The organism is Dorea phocaeensis (genome assembly GCF_900240315.1).
Taxonomy (GTDB): domain Bacteria; phylum Bacillota; class Clostridia; order Lachnospirales; family Lachnospiraceae; genus Dorea_B; species Dorea_B phocaeensis.
Map to the genome: position 1 here is coordinate 72,460 of NZ_OEPZ01000001.1, position 16,808 is coordinate 89,267.

Here is a 16,808-nt window from a genome sequence, read left to right on the forward strand (position 1 = left end):
TAAAAATGAAGTGTGGCAAAGGCGCCGCAGGAGTAATCCTGCTGGCGCCTTTTTTCGTGTTGTTTTATAGAAAATGTCTGCACGGAACAAAAGGAAAGGGAGGAATTGCTTATGATTGAAACAATCAGTAATATGATCTACAAAATCGATGGAATGGTATGGGGCTGGTGGCTCATCATTCTTCTGTTCGGAACCCATATTTATATGACCATCCGTACAGGTTTTATTCAGAGAAAGACGATATCAAAAGGAATTAAGCTGTCCGTACAGAAGGATCCGGACGCAGAAGGTGAAGTTTCAAACTTCGGAGCGCTGACCACTGCACTGGCGGCCACAATCGGAACCGGTAATATCGTAGGTGTGGGAACGGCAATTGCGCTTGGAGGACCGGGCGCGGTACTGTGGTGCTGGTTATCCGGTATTTTCGGAATCGCCACCAAATATTCCGAATCACTGATCGCTGTAAAATACCGGGTAAAAACAAAAGACGGACGTATGCAGGGAGGAGCTATGTATGCGCTGTCCAGAGGATTAAAATGGAAGAAACTCGGCAAAGTTCTTGGAATGATCTTCGCAGTATTTGCAGGATTCGCATCTTTTGGAATCGGATGTGCGACACAGGTAAATGCGATTGCCAATGTAGTGGAAGAGAATACGGGAGTACAGGGTTGGATCGTAGGTCTGGTCGTAGCAATACTCACAGCAATCGTTATTTTTGGAGGAATCAAATCTATCGCTACAGTATGTGAGAAGCTTGTTCCATTTATGGCTATCTTTTATGTGATCGGCTGTCTCATTATTCTGGGAATTAATTATGACTATATCCTTCCAGCCATCCAGACAATCTGCAAGCTTGCCTTTGCACCGGGTGCAGCAGCAGGCGGACTGGTAGGCACGGGTATTCGTTTGGCCATGCAGTATGGAATCGCAAGAGGACTTTTCTCTAACGAATCCGGTATGGGTTCCGCGCCAATTGCAGCAGCTGCTGCACAGACAAGAAATCCGGTTCGCCAGGCACTGGTATCTTCAACAGGTACTTTCTGGGATACCGTAGTTGTATGTCTGATGACAGGGCTGGTGCTTGTATCTACCATTATGAAAAACCCAAATATCAATGCTGATCAGATCAGCGATGGCGGAACCCTTACTACATTGGCGTTTGGACAGATTCCTGTATTTGGCCCTATCATCTTAACACTCGGAATCATCTGCTTTGCATATTCTACGATTCTCGGATGGGCTTATTACGGAGAACGTGCGGTAGAATATTTTGCAGGCCATAAAGGACTGATTCCATACCGCATTATTTATGTAGTTGTAGCAGGAATTGCACCGATTGTAGCATTGGATGTTGTGTGGGCGCTGGCAGATATTTTAAATGCACTGATGGCAATCCCGAACTTGATCGCAGTGCTGTTACTCTCTAATGTGATTGTGAAAGAGACAAAGAAATACATCAATGATCTGGATGCATGGAGCGATGAAGAAGTACCGGTTATTGAAGATTAACAGTTTGTTTTTTATAAGAGAAGAGGTAGAGAAAAATGAAAACTTTAGGATATTACAATGGGAAATACGGAGAACTGGAGGAAATGAGCATTCCCATGAACGATCGGGTATGCTGGTTTGGAGATGGTGTTTATGATGCAGGCCCGTCCAGAAATTATAAAATATTTGCGATAGATGAACACATAGATCGATTTTTCAACAGTGCAGGGCTTCTGGATATTGAGATGCCTGTAACGAAGGAGGAGCTAAAAGAGCTCCTTCAGGAAATGGTAAATAAAATGGATACCGGCAATCTCTTTGTCTATTATCAGGTGACAAGGGGAACCGGAGTAAGAGATCATGCTTATACAAAGGGACCGGGCAATCTGTGGATCATGTTAAAACCGGCAGAAATCTCAGATGGCATTGAACCAATCAAACTGATTACGGTTGAAGATACCAGATTCCTTCACTGTAACATTAAGACGTTGAATTTGATCCCTTCTTGTGTGGCAACGGAGAAAGCGAAGAAAGCAGGATGTCAGGAAGCAGTATTTTATCGCGCCGGTGGAAGGGTGACCGAATGTGCGCATAGTAATGTCCACATTATCAAAGACGGGAAACTGGTAACAGCGCCTACAGATAATTTGATCCTGCCGGGAATTGCAAGAGCTCATTTAATCCGCATGTGTAAGAAGCTTGGCGTTCCGGTAAGCGAAACACCTTATACATTAAAAGAGCTGTTCGAAGCAGAAGAAGTGTTAGTGACAAGTTCCAGTAACCTCTGCCTGCATGCCTGCGAGATTGACGGGAAACCGGTAGGTGGAAAGAATCCGGAACTGTTGGAAAAAATAAGATCGGCGTTACTTGGAGAATTTTATGAGGCAACGCCGGAAGAATAGGAAGTGAAAAGATGGGTGAGAAGGAAATGTACAGAATCATGCCGGCAGGAGACAGAGGGCTGGTTGTAGAATTCGGAAATGTGATTGACATTCAGACGAATGACCGGGTACAACAGCTGAAGAAATGCCTGAGAGAGGCACAGATACCAGGAGTTTTAGAGTTGCAGCCAACCTTCCGCTCTCTGATGATCTACTATGATCCCCGGAAGATTTCTTATGGTGATCTGGAAAAAAGAGTACGCACATTTGACAGTGCGGCAACATCCGAAGGTCATGCGCGGAAGAGAATTCTGAAGATCCCATGCTGCTATGGGGCGCGCTTTGGTCCGGATCTTGGAGAGATGGAGAAATATACAGGACTGGACAGGGATGAGATCATCGCCATACACAGTTCGGTAGACTATCGCATTTATATGATGGGTTTCCTTCCGGGCTTTGTGTATCTTGGAGGACTAGATCCACGCATTGAGATGCCAAGGCTTTCTTCTCCCCGAATCAAAATACCTGAGGGAGCTGTGGGGATCGGAGGCAATCAGACCGGTGTGTATCCGGTTGCATCTCCCGGTGGCTGGCGGCTGATCGGAGGAACCCCGGTGGAATTCTATGATGCCGGAAGAGAAAAACCAATACTTTGCCAGGCGGGTGAATATATCCGGTTCGTTTCAATTTCTTTGGATGATTATTATGATATCCGGAGAATGATTGTGAAGGGCGAATATACGATAGAAATTTTGGAAGAAGAAGGTGAACAGTAGATGGCAGTGAAAATTGTATTACCGGGCGCCGTGATGACCGTTCAGGACGGAGGCAGATATGGATATCAGGAAGCAGGAGTCCAGGTTTCCGGGGCCATGGACCAGATGTCGTTTAGGAATGCCAATTATCTGGTTGGGAATGAGGAGACAGAAGCAGTTTTAGAAGTCACTCTGTTCGGCGGGACGTTGGAATTTACAGAGGATACGATCACTGCGATTACTGGTGCAGATATGGAACCCGTAGTAGATGGAGACCCGGTGGAGATGAACTGTCCGCTTCTGATCCGGAAGGGACAGACCCTGACGCTGGGCATGACCCGGCAGGGATGCCGGACTTATCTTGCATTTGCCGGCGGTATTGATGTTCCACTCGTCATGGGAAGCAGATCTACCAATCTAAAATGTGCATTTGGCGGGTATGGAGGACGTGCACTGAAGGCGGGAGATGTTCTGGAACTCGGAAAACCGAAGCTGTCGTTTGACCGCGTGAAAAAACGGAGAACAAAGGGGATTGAGACGGAAAAAATCATCGAGGTGCGTGCAGTTCCCGGCCCACAACAAGAATATTTTACAGAAGCAGGAGAGAAGGCATTTTACAGCGGTACTTATACGATAACCGATCAGAGTGACCGGATGGGCTATCGTCTTAAGGGTCCCTTAGTGGAGAGCAAAAACGGAACAGACATTATATCCGATGCGATTCCGCTTGGGGCAGTGCAGATTCCACCCAGCGGTCAGCCGATTGTATTATTAGCAGACAGACAGACTACCGGCGGTTATGCGAAGATTGCGGTAGTGTGTTCTTTTGACATTCCCAAGCTGGTTCAGGGAAGACCGGGCGACAAAGTCCGTTTTTTAAAGACCGATGTAAAAACAGCGCAGAAACTATACAGAAAGCAGGAAAGATAATATGGATGACAGGAAACTTACACCAAAGGAAGTTCGAAAATTAATCAGAGAAGAAAAGATCACCGGTCAGACTTCCGGCTTGTGTCCGGGATATGCACAGGCAAATCTTCTGATCCTTCCCAAAGATCAGGCTTATGATTTCCTTTTATTTACACAGAGAAATCCAAGATCCTGCCCAATATTGGAAGTGACGGATATGGGAAGCCGACAGCTTCATTATCTTGCACAGGATGCAGATGTGGCGAGGGATTTCCCCAAATACCGCGTTTATCGCAAGGGAGAAATGGTCGGCGAGTATACGAGTATTGATAGGTTCTGGCAAGATAACTTTGTAAGCTTTCTGATTGGATGCAGCTTTTCATTTGAAGCCGGACTGTTAGAAGCAGATGTTCCTGTCAGACAGATCGAAGAACATAAAAATGTGCCAATGTATAAGACGAATATTCCGTGTACACCTGCGGGAATCTTTCACGGCAACATGGTAGTCAGCATGCGGCCGATGACCGGAGAACAGGCAGTGAAAGCGGCATGCATTACCGGCGAGATGCCCAAAGTACACGGCGCGCCTGTTCATATCGGTGATCCATCCCAGATTGGAATTCGGGATTTGCAAAAACCGGATTTTGGAGAAGCGGTGACAGTCAAGGAGGGAGAACTTCCGGTATTCTGGCCTTGCGGAGTCACTCCTCAGAATGTAGTCATGGAAGTAAAGCCGGAGCTTGCGATCACGCATGCACCGGGGCATATGTTTATCTCCGATATTAAGAATGCAGCATTAAAATATTAGAACCGTGGATAAAGTGTTAGAAAAGATAAGAGAACAGAGGGTGAGGAAGATGTATACCGTGGACTTAAATTGTGATCTGGGCGAGAGCTTTGGAAACTATAAATGTGGAATGGATGAAAAAATCATTCCCTATATTTCTTCCGCCAATGTGGCATGCGGCTTTCATGCGTCGGATCCGCTTGTAATGGAACATACCGTAGAGCTTGCGAAAAACTACGGGGTTCACATAGGGGCACATCCGGGATATCCGGATCTGACCGGATTTGGAAGACGAAATATGCAGGTGTCAGAAGAAGAACTAAAAGCGATGATACAATATCAGATCGGGGCGTTAAAAGCATTTTGCGATGCTTTTGGTGTGTCACTCTATCATGTGAAACCACATGGGGCCATGTATAATATGGCGGCAACTCATACAGGACTTGCAGAAGCAATCTGTCGTGGAATCCAAGAAGTCGATCAGAACCTGATTCTTCTTGCTCCGGCAGGCAGTGAAATGTTCCGGGCGGCGAAGAAATTTGGGCTGCGCGCCGCAGGAGAAGTCTTTGCTGACCGTGCCTATGAAGAGGATGGAACGCTTGTCTCCAGAAGAAAAAAGGAAGCCGTGATCACAGAGGAAGAAGTGGCAATCGAGCGTGTTGTCGGCATGGTTAAGAAAGGAACAGTTACAGCTGTTACCGGTAAAGAGATTGAGGTACAGGCGGACTCGATCTGCGTGCATGGAGACGGACCGAAAGCATTAGCATTTGTAAAGCGGATCAGAGAGACTCTTGCAGAAGAAGGTGTGAAGATCTGTCCGCTATCAGAAATCGTGCAGTAGTGCAGGGGATAGAAGAAAAAAGGAAAGAGAGGGTGGCGCGGATGTTGACGGCAATCAGACAAGAGACGATCGAAGACGTGGTACTTCGCTATTCCAAACGAGGAATGAATATTTTAAAAAATCATATGAGAGAGGATTATTGCCGGGAAGCAGCCGGACAGATTTTAGAACTTGAGAAAGGAACGATTCTCTTAACGACAGGATTCTATGTGGCAGGACATGCAGAGACGGATGGACCTCTCGGAACACTTGTGATGGCAGATGCACTTCAGAAGCTTGGCTATCATCCGGTGATCGTAACAGATGAATTCTGCAGAGGTTTTTTTGAAAACGAAGGCTTGGAAGTGTATTATGCGGGAGTGAATGACGAAGCGCAGGAGTATGACCGGATGCTGGAGACTTATCGTCCGGTGGGACTCATTTCTATTGAAAGATGTGGAAGAAATGTAGAAGACGACTATGCCAATATGCGGGGAATCAGTATTAAAGAATACACTGCAAGTACAGATTGGCTCTTCATCCGGGCAAGAAAAGCAGGGATTCCGACTTTTGGAGTCGGAGACGGTGGAAATGAGATTGGAATGGGCAATCTCAAGGAAGTCATCCATGAGGAATTAGCGCTTGTTCCGTGTAAAGTAAAAGTGGATACGCTTGTCATTGCAACCGTATCGAACTGGGGCGCCTACGCGATCGTAGCATACATGCAGAAAATGACAGGCGTGACGGGACTGTTGAATTTTGAAAAGATCTATGGATATCTGGCGAGAATTGTCCGCATGGGAAGTGTGGACGGTGTGACGAAGAAGCATACGCTCAGTGTGGATGGGTTTTCATTGGAGATAGAAAAAGAGATTCTGGATGGACTGAATCAATTGGCAAGTTAATGGATAAGAAGAAAGACTGGAAAGATCAAGGAGGATATGAAATATGTGTTCGATTATGGGATATTGTGAAGAAGGAGAGGCGTTGAAAACCTTTCGGGAATGCTTTTTAAGGACATCGTCCAGAGGACCGGATGAGTGTCGGATTCTGGACACCGGAAAAGGATATCTGGGATTTCAGCGCCTGGCAATCATGGGATTGACACCGTCCGGCATGCAGCCATTTTCGCTGAACGGAAGTTATGTCGTTTGTAACGGAGAGATCTATGGATTTGAAAAACAAAGAGAAGAGCTGAAAAAGAAGGGGTATACATTTGAAAGTGATTCAGACTGTGAGATCCTGCTTCCGTTATATGAGCAATACGGGACAGAGATGTTCGGTATGCTGGATGCGGAGTTTGCGTGTATTATCTATGACGGAAAGACCGGAAGCTATATTGCGGCGAGAGATCCCATCGGAATTCGTCCACTCTATTACGGATATGACGAAAAAGGAGCTCTTGTTCTTGCCAGTGAAGCTAAAAATCTGGTTGGACTCTGTGAGAAGATCCGGCCGTTTCCACCGGGACATTATTACAAAGACGGAGCATTCATCTGCTATCATGACATTAGCAGAACAGAGGAAGTCTGTGAGGATGATGTAGAGACAATCTGTCAGAAAATTCATGACAAATTGACAGAAGGGGTATGCAAAAGACTTGTCTCGGATGCAAAAGTAGGTTTTCTGTTATCAGGAGGACTGGATTCTTCCCTTGTCTGTGCCATAGCGGCGAAGGAGAGTAAGAAGCCGATTCGCACGTTTGCAATTGGAATGGATCAGGATGCCATTGATTTGAAATACGCAAGGCAGGTGGCAGAATATATTGGAAGTGAGCATACGGAAGTGATTATCACAAGAGAAGATGTGTTAAATGCACTGGAAGACGTAATCCACCTTCTCGGCACTTATGACATTACTACAATCCGTGCCAGTATCGGAATGTATTATGTATGTAAATATATTCATGAGCACACAGACATCCGTGTTCTGCTGACCGGAGAGATCTCGGATGAGTTGTTTGGTTATAAATATACAGATTTTGCACCGTCACCGGAAGAATTTCAAAAAGAATCCGAGAAACGTATACATGAGCTTCACATGTATGACGTGCTGCGGGCAGACCGGTGTATTTCCGTAAACTCACTGGAGGCAAGAGTTCCATTTGGAGATCTTGATTTTGTAAAGTATGTAATGTCTGTCGATCCGGCAAAGAAAATGAATACCTATGGAAAAGGAAAGTATTTGCTGCGCCGTGCCTTCGAGAAGGATGCGTGTCTGCCGGAAGAAATTCTCTGGCGTGAAAAAGCAGCATTTTCTGATGCGGTAGGACATTCTATGGTAGATGATCTGAAAGAATATGCGCAGACCTGTTATGAAGGGGATGAATGGAAGGAAAAATGCAGCGCCTATGAGCATGCGGCGCCATTTACGAAGGAGTCACTCCTCTACCGGGAAATCTTCGAAAAATATTATCCGGGACAGTCGGAGATGGTCGCCGGTTTCTGGATGCCGAACAAGGCGTGGGACGGATGCGATGTGGATGATCCGTCCGCACGTGTACTGGCAAACTATGGCGACAGTGGAAAATAGAAGAAGCTAAGAGTTTTGGTTTGGAATATCCATTGGATAATGGTTATCAAAACAGGCTTTACAAAGTGGGAGACCATTTACCGTATCGGGAAGGTCTTCCACTTTCATATATCCAAGAGAGTCAGCGCCTATGATGCGGCAAATATCGTCCACAGAGTGAGAAGATGCCAGAAGCTGCTGATTGGACGGAATGTCTGTTCCGAAATAGCAAGGATACAGGAAGGGAGGCGAGCTGATGCGGACATGAACTTTGAGAGCGCCGGCTTGTTTCAGATGTCGGATCAGACCTGCGATCGTGGTTCCTCTTACGATAGAGTCGTCCACCAGGACGATATTTTTTCCCTTGACGGCATGCTCCAGTACATGAAGTTTGAGCCGTACACTATTTTCCCGTTCTTTTTGAGTCGGCTTTATAAAGGTACGTCCCACATAGCTGTTTTTGTAGAAGGCTAACCCGAAGGGAATGCCGGAAGCTTCCGCATAGCCCTGCGCAGCGGCAAGACCGGAATCAGGCACACCGGTTACAAGATCAGCTTCTGTCGGATAGGCTTTGGCAAGTGCAGCCCCGCCTCTTAAGCGAGCCTCGTAGACGGATACCCCGTCGAGGGTACTGTCTAATCGTGCAAAGTAGATGTATTCAAAGATGCAGTGAGCGTGCTTCTTCTGGCAGAGCTCCAGATTGGAAGAGATCCCCTGACGCGTAATGGTGATGATCTCACCCGGGCGTATATCACGGATAAAGGTCGCTCCGATAGCGGTGAGGGCACAGCTCTCCGAGGAGAGGACATAAGCGCTGCCTCGCTTTCCAAGGCAAAGCGGTTTGAGACCGAGAGGGTCTCTAACGCCGATCAGTTTTCTCGGACTTGCAATGATTAGCCCATAGGCTCCTTTTATTTTTGAGGCAGCCCGCAGAATTGCCTCTTCGACAGAGTGGGTGTGAATCCTCTCCCTGGCAATCAGGTGCGCAATGACTTCCGAGTCTGTTGTAGTCTGGAAGATGGCACCGGTACGTGTAAGTCCAGCTCTTAATTCTTCGGTGTTGACGAGATTTCCATTGTGTGCAAGAGCAAGAGTACCCTTAACATAATTGAGAACGAGAGGCTGTGCGTTCTGCAGAGAAGTTTCTCCGGTTGTAGAATAGCGCACATGCCCAACGCCCAGATTGCCGGTAAGAGAATGAAGGATGTTGTCGTCAAAGACTTCGTGGACAAGTCCCATGCCCCGGTGAACATTAAGATTCCCCTCCGATCCGCAAGTGTCACACACAGCAATACCGCAGGACTCCTGCCCGCGGTGCTGTAAAGAAGAAAGGCCATAATAGATGGAGTTTGCCGCCTGTTCTTCAGATGATGTATAGATACCAAAGACGCCACAGGCTTCTTTGATACGTGAATGATCACAATTCATGACAAAGCTCCTTTCTTATAATGAAAATAGTAATTGGTCGTAAGATGGGTATGGAAGCAGATCTTCAGGAATCAGTGCTTCCGCTTCGCTTGCAGCGGTTCCCAAGTGCTCAAGAGAAGGAATCAGAAGATTCCGGCTCAGGAATGCAGAACGCTTCAAGTCTTCTTCTTTCTCTGTTTTGGTAAGCTGCTCCTTCAGATCCTGTACACCGTCTGCTAAGATTTCATAACAATTACTAAGCTTTCTTACAAGTGCTTCCTCCGCATCTGTTTTCAAATCAGGAAGAAGCGCTTTTTTTGAACTCGTACTGGAAGCAACAGCTCCGGTATAAGAATGGAGAGTAGGAAGAAAGTCACGCGATAGTATATCGACCATTGTGCGTGCTTCAATGGCGATGGTCTTTACATAATTTTCCAGTAAAATATCGTGTCTGGAGCGAATCTCATCTTCCGTATAAATGTGGTGTTTCGTGAAGAGTGTAATGCTTTTTGCTGTCAGAAGACGTTCTAGACAGTCTGGTGTAGATTCCAGATTGTCAAGACCACGTCGGGCGGCTTCTTTCACCCATTCATCGGAGTAGCCGTTCCCGTTAAAAATAACCTTTTTATGTTTCTGGATTGCGCGTTTCAAAAGTGCGTGAACAGCCTCATCCATATCAGCCGGCTCAGTGTCCTTTAATTCTTCATAGAATTGGTCCAGTGATTCCGCAACAGCGGTATTTAATATAATGTTCGGCGTTGCAACGGAGGCAGCAGAACCAAGCATACGGAACTCAAATTTATTTCCGGTAAATGCAAATGGAGATGTCCGGTTCCGGTCTGTATTGTCTTTGAGAAAATGCGGGAGTACCGGGGCGCCGGTGTCAAGCTGGATTTTCTCTTGTTTACCGAAATAAGTATCATTTTCAATGGATTCCAGCACGCGGGTCAGCTCATCGCCAAGGAAAACAGACACGATTGCCGGAGGAGCTTCATTTCCGCCGAGACGGTGGTCATTGCCTGCGCTGGCGGCAGAGATCCGCATCAGATCTGCATAATCATCCACTGCTTTGATGACAGCCATCAAAAAGATGAGAAACTGTGTGTTTTGAGCTGGAGTACGTCCCGGATTCAAGAGATTTACGCCGTCATCGGTTGTCAGAGACCAGTTGTTGTGCTTTCCGCTTCCGTTAATCCTGTCGAACGGTTTCTCGTGAAGGAGGCAGGTAAGACCGTGTTTTTCAGCAACCTTCTTCATCATCTCCATGGTGAGCTGGTTATGGTCAACCGCAATATTCGCTGTGTCGAAGACCGGGGCAAGCTCGTGCTGTGCAGGCGCTACTTCGTTGTGTTTGGTTTTTGCAGGAATGCCGAGCTTCCACAACTCGAGGTCGAGATCGTGCATGTAGGCAGAGACTCTTGGTTTTAAAGCGCCGAAATAGTGGTCTTCCATCTCCTGTCCTTTTGGAGCCGGGGCGCCAAAGAGAGTTCGCCCACAGAAAATCAGATCTTTGCGCTGACGGTACAGATCCTTATCTACAAGAAAATACTCCTGCTCCGGTCCGATGGTGGCAGAGACTCTTTTGACGGTATCATTGCCCAGCAGGTGAAGCATTCTTACTGCCTGTGTGTTCAGTGTATCCATAGAGCGAAGAAGCGGCGTCTTCTTATCTAGAGCTTCTCCGCTGTAAGAACAAAATGCAGTTGGAATATAGAGTGTCTGATCTTTGATAAATGCCGGAGAAGTAGGGTCCCACGCGGTGTATCCGCGAGCTTCAAAAGTAGCGCGAAGGCCGCCGGAAGGGAAGCTTGAGGCATCCGGTTCGCCTTTGACAAGTTCTCTTCCGGAGAAATCCATGATGACTTCACCTTCCCCGGATGGAGAGATAAAACTGTCGTGCTTCTCTGCGGTAAATCCGGTCATTGGCTGGAACCAGTGCGTATAGTGTGTGGCACCGTTTTCTACGGCCCACTCTTTCATGGCTACTGCGACAGAATTGGCGACATCAAGTTCCAGATGGGTGCCGTTTTCAATGGTTTTCCTTAATGCCCTGTACACATCTTTGGGAAGCTTGCTGCGCATGATCCGGTCACTGAAGATCATGCTTCCATACAGTTCGGGAATACGATTATTCATGTCATTCATCTCCTTAGATATTTTTTAAGTATTTTTGAAATACAAAAAAGGCGCTATGAACATCTTAAGTCCAAAGCGCCTTTGCTTATGTGAAGTAGTATACTCTAAAAATTATGTTTGTCAATGCTGATTTTTAAAATTCTGCGAAAATATTAAAAAATTAAGAGGGAAGCATTAAAAAATCTTAAGTGAAAACGAGTGGTGATTCATCAGGGATGTATATACAAAGAGGACGATATAAGGTATAATATAAAGAAAGGGAAAAACTGAAAATGCAGGAAAAAAGCACTAAACCTGCAAAATTGGCGACAAGGTTATACCCAGACAGAGCGCAGGCTCTGATCGGAGAAATATTATATAAAGTGGGAGAGGGAAAAAGAAATGAGTTACGAGAAACTGAATGAAAAAATTCTTGAGATGAAGGATGAGATGTTCGATACCATCCGAGAGAATGTTGCAATCTGCAGTGTGAAGGGTGAGCCGGAAGAAGACGCTCCCTACGGAAGAGAAGTAAAAAGAGCATTGGATCATCTTCTTTCTGTTGGAGAAAAGATGGGCTTCAAGACCGGAAATGTGGACAATCGCGTAGGCTGGATCGAGTATGGAGAAGGCGAAGAGATGGTTGGAGTGCTCGGACACGTAGATGTAGTTCCTCTTGGGGAAGGATGGAATTATGATCCGCTCGGATGTGAGATCCATGATGGTAAAATGTACGGCCGTGGCGTTCAGGATGATAAAGGACCTACAATCGGAGCTGTGTATGCACTGAAAGCAATCCGTGATCTTGGACTTCCGGTTGACCGCAGAATTCGAGTGTTATTCGGATGTGATGAGGAAAATGGATCTTCCTGTGTAGAACATTATATTAAAGTGGGAGAAGAACTGCCGACTATTGGATTTACACCGGATGCACAGTTCCCTGCAATCTTCTGTGAAAAAGGTCAGACATTCTGGGATGTAACTAAGAAAGTAGAGAATCCGTCCGGCATTAAAGTGCTTTCTATCGAAGGTGGAATGGCGAAAAACGTAGTGACACCAAAATGTACATTGGTTGCAGAAGGTGAATTGAAGGTAGAAGAAAAAGATTATATTACGGTTGAGAAAAAAGACGGTAAGATCATCGTGACATGTGAAGGTATCAGCGCGCATGGAAGTACACCGGAGCAGGGCGCAAATGCTGCAATCCGCTTATTTGATGCTCTGAAGGAAAATGATTTTGGCGGAGACCTTCAGACAATGATCAACTTCCTGATGGAAAAGATCGGTTATGAGACAAATGGAGAGAAGCTTGGAATTGCAAGTACAGATGAAGAGACCGGAAGCACAACAGTTAACCTTGGAATGATCAGCTGTGATGAGGAGAAGCTGTCCTTTACTTTAGACATTCGTTATCCAAACAGTACAACAGAAGAACATGTAGTAAAGAATGTAAAAGAGAATGTAGAGGCTTATGGACTTGTGCCGGAAGTAGAGACTCACAGCCTCTTATATGTACCGACAGAGTCTGAACTTGTACAGAAACTTATGAAAGTATATCAGGAACAGACCGGTGACGTAGAAGCAGAGCCAATCGCTATCGGAGGAGGAACCTATGCGAAATCCTTCGATAATATGGTGGCTTACGGACCGATCTTCCCGGGAGAAGAAGAAGTGATCCATGCGCCGAATGAATTTGCAAATATGGACAATCTTGTACGTTCTATTCAGATTTCAGCGGCTGCGATGTACGAACTTGCACAGAAATAGGAGGCTAATAGATGAGACTTACAATATTAGGAACTGGAAATGCGGCAGTAACAGAATGCTACAATACATGTTTTGTGATTTCAGATGAAAACAGACATTTTCTTGTAGACGCAGGAGGGGGGAATCGCATATTAAAAGTGTTAAAAGATACAGGGATTGAGATTTCCGACATCCATGATATTTTTGTTACGCACGAGCACGTAGATCACATTTTAGGTATTATCTGGCTGATCAGGATTATCGGACAGCGGATGAATCAGGGGAAATATGAAGGTGATCTTACGATTTACTGTCATGAGGAGTTGGCTGAGAAGATTCAGGCAATTGCGAATATGACGATCCAGCAAAAGGTATGTAAGTATATGGGAGAACGTATCCGTTTTGATATTGTATCGACAGGAGACGAGAGAATGATTTTAGGTTGTCCGGTTACGTTTTTTGACATTTTGTCTACAAAAGCGAAGCAATTTGGATTCTCCATGTGTATGAAAGATGGAACGAAGTTTACCTGTGTTGGCGATGAACCTTATAACGAAGCGAATTATGATTTTGTAAAGGACAGTGATTGGCTGCTTCACGAAGCGTTTTGCTTATTTAGTGAGGCGGATAAATTCAAACCGTATGAGAAGCATCACAGCACAGTAAAAGAAGCCTGTCAGCTTGCAGAACAATTGAAAGTTCCTAATTTGCTTCTCTATCATACAGAGGAGACGCATCTTAAGGAGCGTAAGCAGTTGTACACGCAGGAAGGAAAAGAATATTATAGTGGTAATCTCTATGTTCCGGATGATTTGGAAAGTTTTGAGATTTAAATAGAAAAAACACGAAGAGGAAATGGGCTCTTCGTGTTTTTTTGAGGGACGATCTAATAAGGTTTATTTATTATAGCAAACGAAATACTTGTTCTACAGATGCTGTCATATTACTGCGTGCAGTGGAGGGTTCCATCGCTTCTTCCAAAGTTACAATTCTTCTCAAAATCGGGAAAAAAGCATCGATTCCGGCTTGATTACAAGCTGTAGCTTCTTTTGTGACACTGCCGGAAAACGCCAATACTTTAGCACCGTGTGCTTTGGCGAGTTTTGCTACGCCGATAGGAGCTTTTCCCATGGCGGTTTGGCGGTCTAATTGCCCTTCTCCGGTTACTGCGATGTCAGCGCCTTCAAGAGCTTCTGAAAGGTTTACGGCATCTAAGATAAGATCAACGCCAGGAGAAAGGGAGGCGTGAAGAAAGCTTAAAAATGCAAAGCCAAGACCACCGGCTGCGCCGGCGCCGGGATAATTTCGGTAATTGCAATTTAAAGTGGCTTCCGTAACATCTGCGAAGTGTGCCATGCCAAGATCCAGAGGTTTCTTCTGGGATTCGGTTACACCTTTTTGTGGGCCGTAGATATAAGTAGCGCCATTTTCTCCACAAAGGGGGTTGGTTACATCACAGGCAATTCGAAAATGGCAGGAGTCAAGCAGAGGATGCAGGTTGTTCGTATCAATAGACGCAACTTTCATAAGCGCCTGTGCTCCTTCTCCGACATCGAGCCCATGCTCGTCGAGAAACGAATAGCCCAATGCTTTGAGCATTCCTATGCCAGCATCGTTTGTAGCACTTCCTCCAATACCGATAATAAAATTACGGCAGCCCTTTTCCAATGCATCAAGAATCATTTCTCCAACGCCGCGTGTGCTGGCGATAAGAGGATTTTTTTGATGAGCAGGAACAAGTGTGATTCCGGAAGCAGCAGCCATTTCAATGATTGCTGTTTTATTCTCTTCCAAATACCCATAGTAACAAGATACAGGAGTGCCCATAGGACCGGTGACGGTAAGGTCAATGCGTTGTCCGCCCAGCCCTTCAATAAGAGCGTCGGTAGTTCCTTCTCCTCCGTCTGCCAGCGGTTTTATAATGACTTCAGCGTCGGGGTGTGCGGCCAGGACACCCGATTTTACAGCCTGTCCTGCCTCCATGGAGGACAGGCTGCCTTTTAACGAATCAATTGCAACAACAACTTTCATATGAATACCTCTTAAGAAACGCTTTCTGCGATTTCTCTTGTGATTTTTAGGAACTTATCAATATCATCTGTTCCGTTGCAGTGTAATGGAGATACGCGGAGAGCGCCTTCTAGACCGAGCGCCTCAACAATTCTCTGAGAATATGGGCTGGATTTGAGACGTTCAAAGATCGTTACACCATGCTCCAAATATTTCTGAGAGCAATCAGCATAATCAATTCCCTTAATACCCATAGCAACGATTAAATCTTTCCATGTCAAGTCTTCCATATCTACATACACTTCTACATTTTTGATGTGTCTTAGTCCAGGCACTTCGTCGGTACCTTCCAGCATGCGGTAAAGAAGTGCACGCTCTTGTAAATGAATTCGATTCATTCCTTCTACATATAAAGTTCGTTTGTCTGTGCTGTCGATAAAATCAGAACCAATTTTACATACATAATCGATGACTGCCATCATTGCGGCAAAGTTGCCTGGTGTTGGTGTTCCGAGAGCCCATACGTTGGCATCCTTGTGTGTCAGTTTGTGGTGTCTCATTTTTGCAACACGGTCAGAGATATAAGCATATCCGCAGCCGCGTACGCCAAAGAATTTGTAAGGTGCGATATTCGCAGCGTCAACACCCCAGTCTTCAACATCGACAACAGCATGAGGAGCATGTTGTACAGTATCGGTAATTACGTAGATTTCCGGATTGATTTCTTTTACTCTACGCACAATTTCTTTAATATCCATAATATTTCCGGAAATATTGGAAGCTGCCATAATACTTACAAGACAGGTGTCTTTATCTACGCATTTTAAAACATCTTCCACATCAATACCGCCGGTTGTCTTATTGGCAGGTACAACTCGAAATTCACGTCCGGTTTTATCACAGTAATATTCTACAGCATCGTGAGCAGATGGATGCTCCAGTGAAGAAGTAACAGCGTTTGTTCCCCATCCACAATTTTCCATAATAGCACCCACAGCTTGATACATTGTCTGAGACGCGGACAACTCAGTGATCAATGCTCCGTGGCCCGGTTTTGCACCAAAGACAACTTCCAGAATTTCTTTTGTTCCGTCAGAAACATAGTGAGATAATTCGTATCCTCTTCCGCGGACGCGTTCCGGACAATCTGGAAATTGCTCTACCGAAGCCTTGGCTTCGACTGCTTTTTTCAGTCTTAAAGAACCGCCTGAATTTTCAAAGAAAAGACGGGAGCCATGTTCTGGATCAGCATCTGCATAACAGAATTGCTCTTTTAAATTTTTTTGATATTCGTCTGAAAATAATACACCATTTTTTTCGTTCATTTTTCTTTCCCCTTTCGCTTATAATCCTGGTGGTTACAGCTTTTTGTTAGTTTC

At 45.5% G+C, this 16,808-nt stretch carries 14 protein-coding genes; 10 read left to right on the top strand and 4 right to left on the bottom strand.

Translation table 11 applies throughout. The features are described from left to right. Nucleotides 1-111: 111 nt before the first annotated feature. The 8 genes from C0979_RS00325 to asnB are packed head-to-tail and all read left to right on the top strand — an operon-like array spanning nucleotide 112 to nucleotide 8,172. Nucleotides 112-1,509: an alanine/glycine:cation symporter family protein gene (locus C0979_RS00325; RefSeq protein WP_101694091.1), complete on the top strand. Its 1,398-nt coding sequence runs from the start codon at nucleotides 112-114 to the stop codon at nucleotides 1,507-1,509. 35 nt (nucleotides 1,510-1,544) lie between these two features. Next, on the top strand, nucleotides 1,545-2,390 hold the full coding sequence (locus tag C0979_RS00330; RefSeq protein ID WP_101694092.1) for a D-amino acid aminotransferase: 846 nt from the start codon (nucleotides 1,545-1,547) through the stop codon (nucleotides 2,388-2,390). 11 nt (nucleotides 2,391-2,401) lie between these two features. After that, nucleotides 2,402-3,145 carry a 5-oxoprolinase subunit PxpB gene (gene pxpB, locus C0979_RS00335; protein ID WP_173814359.1) on the top strand — a complete coding sequence of 248 codons (744 nt, stop codon included), beginning with the start codon at nucleotides 2,402-2,404 and terminating at the stop codon, nucleotides 3,143-3,145. After that, entirely contained in the window at nucleotides 3,146-4,054 is a 909-nt protein-coding gene (locus C0979_RS00340; protein ID WP_101694093.1) for a 5-oxoprolinase subunit C family protein, read from the top strand. A 1-nt stretch (nucleotide 4,055) separates the two neighbouring features. Then, nucleotides 4,056-4,841: a putative hydro-lyase gene (locus tag C0979_RS00345; protein ID WP_101694094.1), complete on the top strand. Its 786-nt coding sequence runs from the start codon at nucleotides 4,056-4,058 to the stop codon at nucleotides 4,839-4,841. A gap of 49 nt (nucleotides 4,842-4,890) precedes the next feature. Continuing rightward, nucleotides 4,891-5,661, top strand: coding sequence for a LamB/YcsF family protein (locus C0979_RS00350; RefSeq protein ID WP_101694095.1), 771 nt, complete (start codon nucleotides 4,891-4,893; stop codon nucleotides 5,659-5,661). A gap of 41 nt (nucleotides 5,662-5,702) precedes the next feature. Continuing rightward, nucleotides 5,703-6,545, top strand: coding sequence for a DUF4392 domain-containing protein (locus C0979_RS00355; RefSeq protein WP_101694740.1), 843 nt, complete (start codon nucleotides 5,703-5,705; stop codon nucleotides 6,543-6,545). Between the two features lie 43 nt (nucleotides 6,546-6,588). After that, the gene (gene asnB, locus C0979_RS00360; protein WP_101694096.1) at nucleotides 6,589-8,172 is read left to right on the top strand and encodes an asparagine synthase B; all 1,584 of its coding nucleotides are present in this window, start codon (nucleotides 6,589-6,591) and stop codon (nucleotides 8,170-8,172) included. Between the two features lie 6 nt (nucleotides 8,173-8,178). On the opposite strand, the gene purF is transcribed toward asnB, so the two are convergent. Both purF and C0979_RS00370 read right to left on the bottom strand, forming a co-directional pair. After that, nucleotides 8,179-9,579, bottom strand: coding sequence for an amidophosphoribosyltransferase (purF, locus tag C0979_RS00365; protein ID WP_101694097.1), 1,401 nt, complete (start codon nucleotides 9,577-9,579; stop codon nucleotides 8,179-8,181). Between the two features lie 15 nt (nucleotides 9,580-9,594). After that, on the bottom strand, nucleotides 9,595-11,694 hold the full coding sequence (locus C0979_RS00370; RefSeq protein WP_101694098.1) for a glutamine synthetase III family protein: 2,100 nt from the start codon (nucleotides 11,692-11,694) through the stop codon (nucleotides 9,595-9,597). A gap of 381 nt (nucleotides 11,695-12,075) precedes the next feature. Here C0979_RS00370 and pepV point away from each other — a divergent pair, with 381 nt between their 5' ends. Together pepV and C0979_RS00380 are read left to right on the top strand one after the other, a co-directional pair. Beyond that, nucleotides 12,076-13,440 (top strand): dipeptidase PepV, encoded by a 1,365-nt coding sequence (gene pepV / locus C0979_RS00375; RefSeq protein ID WP_101694099.1) that lies wholly within the window; start codon nucleotides 12,076-12,078, stop codon nucleotides 13,438-13,440. A gap of 11 nt (nucleotides 13,441-13,451) precedes the next feature. Continuing rightward, the gene (locus C0979_RS00380) at nucleotides 13,452-14,252 is read left to right on the top strand and encodes an MBL fold metallo-hydrolase (protein ID WP_101694100.1); all 801 of its coding nucleotides are present in this window, start codon (nucleotides 13,452-13,454) and stop codon (nucleotides 14,250-14,252) included. 70 nt (nucleotides 14,253-14,322) lie between these two features. Here C0979_RS00380 and C0979_RS00385 read toward each other — a convergent pair whose 3' ends face one another. Then, nucleotides 14,323-15,450, bottom strand: a complete 1,128-nt coding sequence (locus tag C0979_RS00385; protein ID WP_101694101.1) for a glycerate kinase family protein — start codon at nucleotides 15,448-15,450, stop codon at nucleotides 14,323-14,325. A gap of 11 nt (nucleotides 15,451-15,461) precedes the next feature. Continuing rightward, nucleotides 15,462-16,754 carry an aminotransferase class V-fold PLP-dependent enzyme gene (locus tag C0979_RS00390; protein WP_101694102.1) on the bottom strand — a complete coding sequence of 431 codons (1,293 nt, stop codon included), beginning with the start codon at nucleotides 16,752-16,754 and terminating at the stop codon, nucleotides 15,462-15,464. Nucleotides 16,755-16,808 lie beyond the last annotated feature (54 nt).

Excerpts from the sequence above, each read along its gene's own strand:
- C0979_RS00340 (WP_101694093.1), top strand. The coding sequence starts at position 3,146 with ATGGCAGTGAAAATTGTATTACCGGGCGCCGTGATGACCGTTCAGGAC.
- C0979_RS00385 (WP_101694101.1), bottom strand. The coding sequence starts at position 15,450 with ATGAAAGTTGTTGTTGCAATTGATTCGTTAAAAGGCAGCCTGTCCTCC.
- asnB (WP_101694096.1), top strand. The coding sequence starts at position 6,589 with ATGTGTTCGATTATGGGATATTGTGAAGAAGGAGAGGCGTTGAAAACC.
- pepV (WP_101694099.1), top strand. The coding sequence starts at position 12,076 with ATGAGTTACGAGAAACTGAATGAAAAAATTCTTGAGATGAAGGATGAG.
- C0979_RS00355 (WP_101694740.1), top strand. The coding sequence starts at position 5,703 with ATGTTGACGGCAATCAGACAAGAGACGATCGAAGACGTGGTACTTCGC.
- C0979_RS00345 (WP_101694094.1), top strand. The coding sequence starts at position 4,056 with ATGGATGACAGGAAACTTACACCAAAGGAAGTTCGAAAATTAATCAGA.
- purF (WP_101694097.1), bottom strand. The coding sequence starts at position 9,579 with ATGAATTGTGATCATTCACGTATCAAAGAAGCCTGTGGCGTCTTTGGT.
- pxpB (WP_173814359.1), top strand. The coding sequence starts at position 2,402 with ATGGGTGAGAAGGAAATGTACAGAATCATGCCGGCAGGAGACAGAGGG.
- C0979_RS00390 (WP_101694102.1), bottom strand. The coding sequence starts at position 16,754 with ATGAACGAAAAAAATGGTGTATTATTTTCAGACGAATATCAAAAAAAT.
- C0979_RS00330 (WP_101694092.1), top strand. The coding sequence starts at position 1,545 with ATGAAAACTTTAGGATATTACAATGGGAAATACGGAGAACTGGAGGAA.
- C0979_RS00380 (WP_101694100.1), top strand. The coding sequence starts at position 13,452 with ATGAGACTTACAATATTAGGAACTGGAAATGCGGCAGTAACAGAATGC.
- C0979_RS00325 (WP_101694091.1), top strand. The coding sequence starts at position 112 with ATGATTGAAACAATCAGTAATATGATCTACAAAATCGATGGAATGGTA.
- C0979_RS00350 (WP_101694095.1), top strand. The coding sequence starts at position 4,891 with ATGTATACCGTGGACTTAAATTGTGATCTGGGCGAGAGCTTTGGAAAC.
- C0979_RS00370 (WP_101694098.1), bottom strand. The coding sequence starts at position 11,694 with ATGAATAATCGTATTCCCGAACTGTATGGAAGCATGATCTTCAGTGAC.